Below are 12,734 nucleotides of genomic sequence, written 5' to 3' on the forward strand. Positions count from 1 at the left end.
CAACCGCCGTTGGTTACCTGTACTGAATGCTTAGCCAGATCTGTGCCAACAGTTCCGGACCGAGGCGCGGCCCTTCTCGAGCAGGCTCGCTCCCACAGGGGGACCGCATTCCAATGTGGGAGCGAGCCTGCTCGCGAAGGGCCCTGACCATCAACACGACTTAGCCCAGCAACTCACTCATGGCAATGATCTGCTCCGCCACCTGTATCAGTTTCTGCTGACGGCTCATGGCCTGGCGGCGCATCAGGGTGTAGGCCTCTTCCTCGTTGCAATCCTTCATTTTCATCAACAAGCCCTTGGCCAGCTCGATGCGCTTGCGCTCGGCCAGTTGTTGGTCGCGCGCCTGCAACTGCGCGCGCAGGGCCTGATCGCTTTCGAAGCGGGCCATCGCCACATCGAGAATCGGCTGCAAGCGCTGTGCGTGAATGCCTTCGACGATGTAGGCACTGACGCCGGACTTGATCGCCTGACGCATCACCCCCGGATCATGCTCGTCGGTAAACATCACGATCGGCCGTGGCTGATCGCGGCTGACCAGCACCACTTGCTCCATGACGTCACGGCTCGGTGACTCGGTATCGATCAGGATCACGTCCGGGCGCACCGTTTCGACGCGCGCGGGCAGGTCGATGGTCAGGCCGGACTCGTCGATCACCTCGAAACCGGCTTCGGTCAGCGCGGCTTTCAGGCGGCCGACTTTTTTCGCGGTGTCGTTGATCAGCAGAATGCGCAACATGTTCGCGGTCTCCTGTCAGCGGCGGGCAAGAAGGGGAGCGTCGTCGCTCAGGGCGTGCAGCCGAAAGCTGCGCGCATAGCCGGCCGGGTCGCTGCCATCCCAGATTTTGCCGTCGAGCAATTGGCTGCTGCGCATGTCCGTGTTCCCCGCAGTGACCCCGACTGCGCTGGCCGCTGCGCGATAAACGTCCAGCTGTTGAACCTGACGCACCACGGCCAGGTAATCCGGGTCTTCGCGCAGCAGGCCCCAGCGGCGAAATTGCGTCATGAACCACATGCCGTCGGAGAGGTACGGCAGATTGACCTCGCCCTGAGCGTGAAAGCGCAGCGCATGCGGGTCCTGCCAGCGATTGCCGAGGCCGTCGGCGTAGTCTCCGAGAAAGCGTGGCTCGATACAGGCGGCGGGCGCGTCGAGGTATTCGGCGGCACTGAGCAGTTGTGCCGTGCTGCGCCGGTTCTCCGCGCTTTCTTCGATGAAGCGACTGGCTTCAAGAATTGCCATGACCAGGGCCCGCGCGGTGTTCGGGTACTGTTCGACGAATTCGCGGGTGCAGCCGAGGACTTTTTCCGGGTGGTCGGGCCAGATGGTCTGGCTGGTGGCGAGGGTGAAGCCCAGATCCTGCTGCACAGCGCTGGCGGCCCACGGTTCGCCGACGCAGAAACCGTCGATGCGGCCGGCTTGCAGGTGCGCGACCATTTGCGGCGGCGGCACGACCACGCTGTCGACATCCTGCAATGGATGGATGCCCTGGCTCGCCAGCCAGTAATACAACCACATTGCGTGAGTGCCGGTGGGGAAGGTCTGGGCGAAGGTCAGTTTTGCGCGGCTTTGGTGCACGTGCCGATCCAGCGCTTCAGGACTGGTCACACCGAGGGTTTGCAGGCCGTGCGAAAGGTTGAGGCTCTGCCCGTTCTGGTTCAGGCCCATCAGCACCGCCATGTCGGTCGCAGCGACACCGCCGATGCCCAGGTGCACCGCGTAAATCAAGCCGTACAAGCTGTGCGCGGCATCGAGTTCGCCGCTGACCAGGTTGTCGCGCAGGTTCGCCCATGAGGCCTGGCGCTTGAGATTCAACGTCAGGCCGTAAGGCTGGGCGAAACCCTGTGTCGCGGCGACGACCACCGAGGCGCAATCGCTCAGGGCCATGAAGCCAAGGTTGATCGCGGTTTTTTCCGGGGCATCGCTGCCATTGACCCAGGCCAGCGGCCCTGGCGAAAGTTCATTCATACAACCCACCTCAAAAAAAACGCCGTCCCGGATGTTGCGCTGCAACCCCGGAAACGACGCCATTGTCCTTGCCCGCCTGCCGCCATTGGTCTGCGCGCTGATACTGCATCGGTGCAAGGCATATGCCAGTGCCAGCGATTTGTCCGTGCGCCTCGCGCGGTGGGGCGATGCCCGGCTATAATCGCCGCCTCTTTTCGCCGCCCGAGTCATCGCCGCCCATGTACACCCTGGCCCGTCAGCTGTTGTTCAAACTTTCCCCGGAAACCTCCCACGATCTGTCGCTGGACCTGATCGGCGCGGGCGGGCGTTTGGGCCTTAACGGTTTGCTGTGCAAGGCGCCGGCAAAAGTGCCGGTGACGGTCATGGGTCTGGAGTTTCCCAACCCGGTGGGCCTGGCCGCCGGTCTGGACAAGAACGGCGCGGCCATCGATGGCTTTGCCCAACTGGGCTTCGGGTTTGTCGAAATCGGCACCGTGACGCCGCGTCCGCAGCCGGGTAATCCGAAGCCGCGAATCTTCCGCCTGCCGGAAGCCGAGGCGATCATCAACCGCATGGGTTTCAATAACCTGGGCGTGGATAACCTGCTGGCGCGAGTGGCTGCGGCGAAATACAAGGGCGTGCTGGGTATCAATATCGGCAAGAACTTCGACACCCCGGTCGAGCGTGCGGTCGACGATTACCTGATTTGCCTGGACAAAGTCTACGCCCACGCCAGCTATGTGACAGTCAACGTCAGCTCGCCCAATACCCCGGGCCTGCGCAGCCTGCAGTTCGGTGACTCGCTCAAGCAACTGCTCGCCGACCTGGCCACCCGTCGCGCCGAACTGGCCTTGCGCCACGGCAAGCACGTGCCCCTGGCGATCAAGATCGCACCGGACATGACCGACGAAGAAACCGCTCAGGTCGCACAGGCACTGATCGAAACCGGCATGGACGCGGTGATTGCCACCAACACCACCCTCAGCCGTGTCGGGGTTGAAGGCATGGAACATGGCGACGAGGCGGGCGGCCTGTCCGGTGCGCCGGTGCGCGACAAGAGCACGAACACCGTAAAGGTGCTGGCCGCTGAGCTGGCGGGACGCTTGCCAATCATCGCCGCAGGCGGGATTACCGAGGGCAAGCATGCGGCAGAGAAGATCGAGGCGGGGGCGAGCCTGGTGCAGATTTATTCGGGCTTCATCTATAAAGGCCCGGCGCTGATTCGCGAATCGGTGGATGCCATCGCTGCGTTGCGTTGATGGTTGCCGAGGATTTGTGGGAGCCTTTGTGGCGAGGGGATTTATCCCCGTTGGGCTGCGCAGCAGCCCCAAATCCTTCAACCGCGATGTATCGGGTAAGTTGAGGATTCAGACTTCGCGACTGCTGCGCAGCCGAGCGGGGATAAATCCCCTCGCCACAGGGATCTCTGTAAACCTTGTTTTCGGGCATAAAAAAGGGCTCCTCAAAGGAGCCCCTGGGCCGTAGCCCGCCGTCCGGGAAGGACGTGCGTGGTTAATTCGTTGCTAGTCAGATTGTCGTGTCGGAATAAATGCCCTGTGTCAGCCGACGGCGTGAAGTTCGTTGAGTCTGTGGATTCCCGCAGTGCCGGTCATACCGTCCCAGTTGTCGCCGCGTCCTTCTCGCCAGCCGTTGATCCAGGCTTGGCGTACCGACGGTAGAGTAAATGGGCAAAGCTCACGGGATTTGCCACCAACGCCATATTGATATCCGCGCAAAAATGCTCTTTCCAACGGATCACGCTTAAGTCTTCTCATAGGGTGTTTCCCTCACTTGTTGACTGTTTGTGTCGCGTCGACCTCAACCGAGGCCTGGCAGAAAGAAACCTGCCATGATGCGGCTCGCTGCCGGCGTGGCGAGCCAAGGTGTTGACGCCGTTGCGACGTCAACCTGTGCTCAGTTCTAACCAATGAGTCACACCGAGGGAATGATCGTTTTGTCATAAGGACGTAACGAAAGTAGTGCTACAGCCATAAGTAAAGATGTGTTTCATCGACGTTTTTTCGGCAAACCCCGGTATGATCGGCGCTGCGCTGAATGATGGGGTTAATGCTTAAGTGAGAATGACCTACGTTCGCGCTGGGGTACTAAGCGACGAAGGGTCGCTTTAAGACTTTTTATTTCGCCAACTTTTTTATCTGTCCTGGCATCTAAGCTCTTTTAACCCGAGCAGCGGGGACGGAACGGCACACCTTCGTGCCACGCGGGCGTTCTTTTAGAAAAGCGCCTGATTGAAAACCGGGTCGGCAATGCGTTGCCGATTCACTAGCCAAAGGCTCTGGAAATACCATGTCCGACCGTTTCGAACTCTTCCTCACTTGCCCAAAAGGCCTCGAAGGCCTGCTCATCGAGGAAGCCGTCGGGCTTGGCCTTGAAGACGCGCGCGAGCACACCTCCGCCGTGCGTGGCATGGCAACCATGGAAACCGCGTATCGCCTGTGCCTCTGGTCACGTCTGGCCAACCGCGTGTTGCTGGTACTCAAACGTTTCCCGATGAAAGACGCCGAAGACCTGTACCACGGCGTTCTCGATATCGACTGGCAGGACCACATGCTCAGCGCCGGCACCCTGGCCGTTGAGTTCAGCGGTCACGGCTCGGGCATCGACAACACGCACTTCGGCGCCCTCAAAGTCAAAGACGCCATCGTCGACAAACTGCGCACCCCGCAAGGCGACCGTCCGTCGATCGACAAGCTCAACCCGGACCTGCGCATTCACCTGCGTCTGGATCGCGGCGAAGCGATCCTCTCCCTTGACCTGTCCGGCCACAGCCTGCACCAGCGTGGTTATCGCTTGCAGCAGGGCGCCGCGCCGCTGAAGGAAAACCTCGCGGCAGCGATCCTGATCCGTTCCGGCTGGCCGCGCATTGCCGCCGAAGGCGGCGCACTGGCGGACCCGATGTGCGGTGTCGGTACCTTCCTCGTTGAAGCGGGGATGATTGCCGCCGACATGGCGCCGAACCTGCGTCGCGAGCAGTGGGGTTTTACCGCCTGGCTCGGTCACGTACCGGCGCTGTGGAAAAAACTTCACGAAGAGGCCGTCGAACGTGCTGCGGCCGGCCTGGCCAAGCCACCGCTGTGGATTCGCGGTTACGAAGCCGACCCACGCCTGATTCAACCGGGCCGCAACAACGTCGAGCGCGCCGGTCTGAGCGAGTGGATCAAGATCTATCAGGGCGAAGTCGCGACCTTCGAGCCGCGTCCGGATCAGAACCAGAAAGGTCTGGTGATCTGCAACCCGCCGTACGGCGAGCGTCTCGGCGATGAAGCCAGCCTGTTGTACCTCTACCAGAACCTCGGCGAGCGCCTGCGTCAGGCCTGCCTGAACTGGGAGGCCGCGGTGTTCACCGGCGCGCCTGATCTGGGCAAGCGCATGGGCATCCGCAGCCACAAACAGTATTCGTTCTGGAACGGCGCGTTGCCGTGCAAGCTGCTGTTGATCAAGGTGTTGCCGGATCAGTTCGTCACTGGCGAGCGCCGCACTGCGGAACAGCGTCAGGCCGAGCGCGAGCAAGCGGCCTACGATCAGACCCCGGACGAGCCGCAAGAACGCAAGTTCAACAAGAACGGCAACCCGATCAAACCGACACCCGCGCCGGCACCGGTGATCGAGCAACCGCGCTTGAGCGAAGGCGGGCAGATGTTTGCCAACCGCCTGCAAAAGAACCTCAAGGCGATGAGCAAGTGGGTCAAGCGCGAAGGCATCGATTGCTACCGCGTTTATGATGCCGACATGCCGGAATACGCGATGGCGATCGACCTGTACCACGATTGGGTGCATGTCCAGGAGTACGCCGCACCAAAGTCCATCGACCCGGAAAAAGCTTCGGCCCGGATGTTCGACGCCCTGGCCGCGATCCCGCAGGCACTGAACGTCGACAAGAACCGCGTAGTGGTCAAGCGCCGCGAGCGCCAGAGCGGCACCAGGCAGTACGAGCGTCAGGCTGCGCAGGGCAAGTTCGTCGAGGTGAATGAAGGCGGTGTGAAGTTGCTGGTCAACCTCACCGATTACCTCGACACCGGCCTGTTCCTCGATCACCGGCCGATGCGCATGCGCATTCAGAAAGAGGCCGCCGGCAAGCGCTTCCTCAATCTGTTCTGCTACACCGCGACCGCCAGCGTGCACGCGGCCAAGGGCGGGGCGCGCAGCACCACCAGCGTCGACCTGTCGAAAACCTATCTGGACTGGGCGCGTCGCAACCTGTCGCTGAACGGCTTCTCGGACAAGAACCGTCTGGAGCAGGGCGACGTGATGGCGTGGCTGGAAAGCTGCCGTGACGAGTACGACCTGATCTTTATCGATCCGCCAACGTTCTCCAACTCCAAGCGCATGGAAGGCATCTTCGACGTGCAGCGCGATCAGGTGCAGTTGATCGACCTGGCCATGGCGCGCCTGGCACCGGGCGGCGTGCTGTACTTCTCCAACAACTTCCGCAAGTTCCAGTTGGAAGACAACCTCGCCGAGCGATACGCGGTCGAGGAAATCAGCGCGCAGACCATTGATCTGGATTTTGCCCGTAACACCAAGATTCACCGCGCCTGGAAAATCACGGCCCGTTGACGCTGCCGCTGGCTGGATTCACAGAGCCTTGATTTTTAAAGGCTCCGTGGATCCGCCGGCGCTAGCTAAATTAGTGGCTAATAGCTATAACTCACACACGGTCAATGGGGTTTTTCCCATGAATGCTGGCGTAGTGAGTTGTCTTTATGTCGTTACACCCCGTGCGCCCCAAAATCCTGGGTTTTATCAGCGAAGACGTCTCGGCCTGGCTGGTCGCGCTGCTGGTATTGCTTGCCGGCGGGATACTCACGGGGCTGCTCGCGTGGGGCACCTTCAACCAGTTTGAGCAACAATCGCGTCAGCGCTTTCAACTGCTGGCCAATGAACGTTACAGCCGCATCGAAGAGCGTTTCCAGGACCAGGAACAGCGTCTGGACAGCCTGCGCCGCTTCTTCGCCAATTCCGAATCGGTGACCCGCGCTGAATTCGACGGTTACGCCCAACCTTTGTTGCTACGCACCCAAGCCTATTCGTTTGCGCTACGCGTCAGTGATGCCGAGCGCCCGGCATTTGAGCTGCGTGTGCGGGATGAGGGATTGAGCACGTTCAGCATTCGCGAGCTGGATGACCGAGGCGCACTGCAACTGGCCGCGCGCCGCGATGAGTACGTGCCGGTGCTCTACAGCCAGACTCAGAGCCGTCTCGCCGTGCCGTTCGGATACGATCTGCTGGCTCAGCCGCTGCGTCGTGACGCCCTAGATCGGGCAGACAGACTCGGCAGCCTGGTGGTGTCGCAACCGATGCATCTGGTTGGCATCGAGCCGTCCTACGCGCGCGGTGTGCTGCTGCTGGCGCCGGTGAGCCGTGCGGGTCAGTCACGGCCGTTTGGCTACGTCATGGCGGTGATCAGCATGCGCCAGTTGCTGGCGGACGGCTTGCCCGATGCGCTCCACGATTACCTCTCGGTGCGCATCCTCGACCTGTCGACCCATGATCAGCACGAAGTATTGTTCGAATCGACCAATGAGGCGATACCTGGTGATTTGTCGGCGACCCGGCTGGTGCGCATGGCCGATCATGATTATCAGGTCGATATCCTGCCCAGCTACGCCTTTATGCAGGCCAACCATTCGTCGGTTGGCAGCGTGATCGTTCTTGGCGGGTTGCTCAGCGTACTGCTCAGTGCCTTGTTGTATGTGCTGGTCAGTCAGCGCCAGCGCGCATTGCGCCTGGTCCAGTTGCGCACCCAGGAGCTGCACGCGCGTGAGCAGGAACTGCGCGGCACCCACGGCCAGTTACGCGGGGTATTGAATGCCGCCACCCAAGTGGCAATCATCGCTACCGATCTGCGTGGCGTGATCAGCACGTTCAACCCCGGCGCCGAACAGATGCTTGGTTACAGCAGTGCCGATGTGGTCGGGCGCATGACTCTGGAAAACCTGCACCTGCCCCGCGAGCTGTCCGCGCGGGCGGCGGAGTTGAGTGTGCGTTACGGCAAAAGCATCCCCACTTGCCACGCGATGTTGGTCGAGGGCGGCGAAGTCGGCGGTCACGAAGCCCGTGAATGGACGCTGGTGCGCAGCGATGGCAGCCATTTGCCGGTGAACATGCTCGCCACGCCGGTGCTGGATGAACAGGGCTTGTGGGTCGGGCACCTGGCGATTTGCATCGACATCACCGAGCGCAAGCGCGTGCACGAAGTCTTGGCCGCGCGCGATGTACTGCTCAAGAAGCTGAGTGCCCATGTGCCCGGAGGTATTTATCAATTCAAAATGGAATTCGACGGGCGTTTCAGCGTGATCTATGCCAGCGATGGCATCCGCGAGATCTACGAGCTGGAGCCCGACGTGCTGTTGTTCGACGCTGAGGCGATTTTCACGCGGATCCATCCACAGGACGTCACGCGCGTGCGCACCTCCATCCGCACTTCGGCGGAGAGTCTCAGTCCGTGGCGCGAGGAGTACCGTGTGCAATTACCCGAGCGAGGCCTGCGCTGGGTACGCGGCGAGGCAACGCCGGAAGAGCTGCCGGGCGGTGGCGTCCTCTGGCATGGCTACATTTCGGATATTTCCGACCTCAAGCGCGTTGAGGAAGAGTTGCGCGCGTTGTCGGTGACCGACTCATTGACCGGCATTTACAACCGCCGCTACTTCCAGGAGCGCCTGACCACCGAGATGGCCAGGGTCGAGCGTGGCGGCGGCGAGTTATCGGTGATCATGCTCGACATCGACCATTTCAAACGCATCAACGACCACTACGGCCACGCGGTCGGAGACCGGGTGCTGCAAGCGGTGTGCGAACGCATCGGCCATCGCCTGCGCCGCACTGACGTGTTCTGCCGCTTGGGCGGTGAAGAATTCATGGTGCTGTGCCCGGACATCGACGCCGAGCACGCTTACATGCTCGCGATGGAGCTTTGGGAAGGCTTGCGCAGTGCGCCGGTAGATGTGGTCGGCGTAGTCACCGCCAGCTTCGGCATCGCCAGTTGGCACCCGGGAGAGGGCGCGGACGCCTTGTTGCTGCGTGCGGACTCAGGGGTATACGCAGCGAAGCAGAATGGCCGCGACCGGGTTGAGCGGCCGATGAACTAATTCAAACCTGACACCTGACCCTATGGGACAGGTGGGCAGATGGGGCTTGGCGCTGGTTTCCTGTGGGAGCGAGCCTGCTCGCGAAAGCGGTGTGTCAGTCACTGAACAAGCTGACTGAACCGACGCCTTCGCGAGCAGGCTCGCTCCCACAATTGAATCTGCTGCGCTTACAGGGCCGAAGCGGTCTGTGGCAGTTTCGGCTGTTTATACAAATCCAGCAGCACCTGATCGAGCACCGACGAGGCGCCAAACGGTGCCTTGTCGTTGAGGATCGCCACCACCGCCCAGGTGTTGCCGTTCACATCACGGCTGAAACCGGCAATCGCCCGCACGGTGTTCAGGGTGCCGGTCTTGACGTGCGCTTCACCGCGCATCGCCGTGGTTTTCAGGCGTTTGCGCATCGTGCCGTCGGTACCGGCGATTGGCAGCGAGCTGATGTATTCGGCGGCGTACGGGCTGTGCCAGGCGGCTTGCAGCATGTTCGCCATCTCGCGTGCGCTGACCCGCTCGGCACGCGACAGACCGGAGCCGTTTTCCATCACCAGATGCGGTGCGGTGATGCCTTTCTTCGCCAGCCACTGACGCACCACGCGCTGCGCTGCCCTGGCGTCATCACCGTCAGCTTCGTTGCGGAAACGCTGGCCGAGGCTGAGGAACAGCTGCTGGGCCATGGTGTTGTTACTGTATTTGTTGATGTCGCGGATGATCTCCGCCAGGTCCGGCGAGTAGGCACGGGCGAGCAGCTTGGCGCTGCTCGGTGTCGGCGCCAGACGATCCTTGCCCTGGATGCTGCCACCCAGTTCTTTCCAGATCGCGCGAACGGCGCCGGCGGTGTAAGTCGCGTGGTCGAGCAGTGACAGGTAAGTCTGCGAGCTGCAGCCTTCGCCCAACTGCCCACCGACGGTTACGGTCACGCTGCCATCGGCCTGCGCCACCGGGTTGTAGCGTACGCCGCCGGTGCATTGTCTGGATGGCAGCGCCTTGACGGTGTTCTCGATGCGGATGCTGGCGATCGGCGGCTCTACCGAAATCAATACGCGGCCACCGTCATTGCGCGCGACAAAGCGCAGGGCCTTGAGGTTGACCAGCAGCGAGTCGGGCTTGACCAGAAACGGCTTGTTGTCGTCGTTGCCGTCGTCGTTGAACTCCGGCAGTTGCGGCTGCACGAAGAAGTTGCGGTCAAGGATCAGGTCCCCGGTGATCTGGGTCACGCCGTTGGCGCGCAGGTCGCGCATCAGCAGCCAGAGTTTCTCCATGTTCAGCTTCGGATCGCCGCCACCCTTGAGGTAGAGGTTGCCGTTGAGAATGCCGCCGCTCAGGTCGCCGTCGGTGTAGAACTCGGTTTTCCACTGATGGTTGGGGCCGAGCATTTCCAGCGCCGCATAGGTGGTGACCAATTTCATGGTCGAGGCCGGGTTGACCGACACATCGGCGTTGAACACGGTCGGCGTGCCCGGACCGTCGAGCGGCACCATGACCAATGACAGTGCGCTGGATTGCAGCTTGCTGGCCTTGAGGGCTTTTTCGACGTTCGGAGTGAGAGAGGTGTTGATAGCGGCAGCGCAAACGGGTAGGGCCAGGGGCAGAAGAAGGCCGGCGAGAAGCAGTGGACGCAACGATTTGATCATATGAAATAAAACCCTGCTGAAGAGGGGGAAAAAGACGAGGACATGGATGAAAAGGTCCTCAGTGGTCATGAAAGTGTCGGCATTATGCCCCAAGCTGTTACAGCTTGTGCCGTGTCAGGGGCGGCCAATACGTTATTTTTTTACAGGCGGTCGGCCACAGCGGCCAGAGAGTCGGGCAATCGCTGGCTTAAACTGGTAAAGTGCCGGCCGTTATTACTTAAGAGGATTGTTCCAATGGCGACTAACCGTTCCCAGCGTCTGCGCAAAAAACTGTGCGTTGATGAATTTCAAGAGCTGGGTTTCGAACTGAACCTGGACTTCAAAGAAGACTTGTCCGAAGAAGCCATTGACGCTTTCCTCGAAGCATTCATCAAAGAAGCCATGGAAGCCAACGGTCTGGGTTATGTTGGCGGCGACGACTTCGGTCTGGTGTGCCTGCAGAAGCGTGGCTCGGTCAACGAAGAGCAGCGCGCTGCCGTTGAAGCCTGGCTGAAAAACCGCTCCGAGCTGACCAAGTACGAAGTCAGCCCGTTGCTGGACGTTTGGTATCCGGAAAAGCCGATCAACGCGGCGAAGTGATACTGAAAAAAACGGCGACCTGAGGGTCGCCGTTTTTTTATGCCTGCCTGCCAGGGTTGTCGTCCTGCAGGACGCATTCGCGAGCAGGCTCGCTCCCACACGATTCACCTGAGCGACTCGAATTACCTGTGGGAGCGAGCCTGCTCGCGAAGCTTTTATACAGTCAACGCTTGTTCCAGTTCAGAATCACCAGCGTCAACACCCCCGCGACAATCCCCCAAAATGCCGAACCAATGGAAAGCAGCGTCAGCCCCGACGCCGTGACCATAAAGGTGATCAACGCCGCTTCCCGTTCCTTCGCCTCGCTCATGGCAATGCTCAAACCGTTGATGATCGAGCCGAACAGCGCCAGCGCGGCAATCGACAGCACCAGTTCTTTGGGTAACGCGGCAAACAACGCCGCCAGCGTCGCGCCGAAGACACCGGCAATCCCGTAGAAAACCCCGCACCACACCGCCGCGGTGTAGCGCTTGTTGCGATCTTCGTGGGCATGCGGGCCGGTGCAGATCGCCGCGCTGATGGCCGCGAGGTTGATGCCGTGGGAGCCGAACGGCGCCAACAACAGCGAAGCGATGCCGGTGGTGGTGATCAGCGGCGAGGCGGGCACGGTGTAGCCATCGGCACGTAACACGGCGATTCCTGGCATGTTCTGCGATGTCATTGCCACGACGAACAACGGGATGCCGATGCTGATGGTTGCGGCCAGGGAAAAATGTGGCGTGGTCCATACTGGTGTCGCGATTTCCAGATGAAAACCACTGAAATCCAGCAGCCCCATGAAGCCTGACAACGCGGTGCCGATCAGCAGTGCGGCGAGTACCGCATAGCGCGGCGACAGGCGCTTGACTATTAAATAGGTAAAGAACATCCCCAGCACCAGCCCGGTGCGGTGTTGCGCGGCGACGAAGATTTCGCTGCCGATCTTGAACAGGATCCCTGCGAGCAACGCCGCCGCCAGCGAGGCCGGAATCTTTTTCACCAGCCGTTCGAAGCTGCCGGTCAGCCCGCAGATCGTCACCAGCACCGCGCAGGTGATATAGGCGCCGATGGCCTCGCCATAACTCACGCCGCCCAGACTGGTGATCAGCAGGGCCGCGCCGGGCGTTGACCAGGCGATGGTGATCGGCGTGCGATAGCGCAGCGACAGGCCGATCGAGCACACCGCCATGCCAATCGAAATCGCCCAGATCCAAGAGGAAATCTGCCCGCTGGTCAGGCCGGCCGCTTGCCCGGCCTGGAACATCAGCACCAGGGAACTGGTGTAGCCGGTCATCATCGCGATGAAGCCGGCGACGATGGCGGAGGGGGAAGTGTCGGCGAGCGGGCGCAGTCGGGTGTGGGTGGCGTCGGTCATGACGGCGGTGTTCCTTATACCAATGAAGATCTCCCCTTTGACGCAATCCCCTGTAGGAGTGAGCCTGCTCGCGATGGCGGTGTGTCATTCAGCAATAATTCGACTGACACACCGCCATCGCG

9 protein-coding genes are annotated in these 12,734 nt (G+C 61.1%); 4 read left to right on the forward strand and 5 right to left on the reverse strand.

Annotation, left to right across the window (positions count from 1 at the left end):
* Nucleotides 1-160: 160 nt before the first annotated feature.
* Together HU765_RS24450 and HU765_RS24455 are read right to left on the reverse strand one after the other, a co-directional pair.
* Nucleotides 161-736 carry an ANTAR domain-containing protein gene (locus HU765_RS24450; RefSeq protein WP_007916390.1) on the reverse strand — a complete coding sequence of 192 codons (576 nt, stop codon included), beginning with the start codon at nucleotides 734-736 and terminating at the stop codon, nucleotides 161-163.
* Nucleotides 737-751: 15 nt separating this feature from the next.
* Nucleotides 752-1,963: a CmpA/NrtA family ABC transporter substrate-binding protein gene (locus HU765_RS24455; RefSeq protein ID WP_186623473.1), complete on the reverse strand. Its 1,212-nt coding sequence runs from the start codon at nucleotides 1,961-1,963 to the stop codon at nucleotides 752-754.
* A 218-nt stretch (nucleotides 1,964-2,181) separates the two neighbouring features.
* Here HU765_RS24455 and HU765_RS24460 point away from each other — a divergent pair, with 218 nt between their 5' ends.
* Nucleotides 2,182-3,201, forward strand: a complete 1,020-nt coding sequence (locus HU765_RS24460) for a quinone-dependent dihydroorotate dehydrogenase (protein ID WP_186551564.1) — start codon at nucleotides 2,182-2,184, stop codon at nucleotides 3,199-3,201.
* A gap of 300 nt (nucleotides 3,202-3,501) precedes the next feature.
* On the opposite strand, the gene HU765_RS24465 is transcribed toward HU765_RS24460, so the two are convergent.
* Complete coding sequence (locus HU765_RS24465; RefSeq protein WP_003223300.1) at nucleotides 3,502-3,717, reverse strand: ribosome modulation factor; 216 nt, start codon at nucleotides 3,715-3,717, stop codon at nucleotides 3,502-3,504.
* Nucleotides 3,718-4,249: 532 nt separating this feature from the next.
* Here HU765_RS24465 and rlmKL point away from each other — a divergent pair.
* Together rlmKL and HU765_RS24475 are read left to right on the forward strand one after the other, a co-directional pair.
* Nucleotides 4,250-6,520 (forward strand): bifunctional 23S rRNA (guanine(2069)-N(7))-methyltransferase RlmK/23S rRNA (guanine(2445)-N(2))-methyltransferase RlmL, encoded by a 2,271-nt coding sequence (rlmKL, locus tag HU765_RS24470; protein WP_186623475.1) that lies wholly within the window; start codon nucleotides 4,250-4,252, stop codon nucleotides 6,518-6,520.
* Nucleotides 6,521-6,666: 146 nt separating this feature from the next.
* Nucleotides 6,667-9,051, forward strand: coding sequence for a GGDEF domain-containing protein (locus tag HU765_RS24475; protein ID WP_186623478.1), 2,385 nt, complete (start codon nucleotides 6,667-6,669; stop codon nucleotides 9,049-9,051).
* A gap of 167 nt (nucleotides 9,052-9,218) precedes the next feature.
* Here HU765_RS24475 and dacB read toward each other — a convergent pair whose 3' ends face one another.
* A complete protein-coding gene (dacB, locus tag HU765_RS24480) occupies nucleotides 9,219-10,679 on the reverse strand; it encodes a D-alanyl-D-alanine carboxypeptidase/D-alanyl-D-alanine-endopeptidase (RefSeq protein WP_186623480.1) in 1,461 nt (486 codons plus the stop codon).
* 234 nt (nucleotides 10,680-10,913) lie between these two features.
* Between dacB and HU765_RS24485 the strand changes: the two genes are divergently transcribed.
* Nucleotides 10,914-11,258, forward strand: a complete 345-nt coding sequence (locus tag HU765_RS24485; RefSeq protein WP_016773843.1) for a YggL family protein — start codon at nucleotides 10,914-10,916, stop codon at nucleotides 11,256-11,258.
* 163 nt (nucleotides 11,259-11,421) lie between these two features.
* Here the strand turns inward: HU765_RS24485 and HU765_RS24490 are convergent, their stop codons facing one another.
* Complete coding sequence (locus tag HU765_RS24490) at nucleotides 11,422-12,612, reverse strand: benzoate/H(+) symporter BenE family transporter (protein WP_186623482.1); 1,191 nt, start codon at nucleotides 12,610-12,612, stop codon at nucleotides 11,422-11,424.
* Between the last annotated feature and the right edge of the window lie 122 nt (nucleotides 12,613-12,734).

Source organism: Pseudomonas sp. SWRI81, assembly GCF_014268545.1.
Classification (GTDB): Bacteria; Pseudomonadota; Gammaproteobacteria; order Pseudomonadales; family Pseudomonadaceae; genus Aquipseudomonas; species Aquipseudomonas hamedanensis.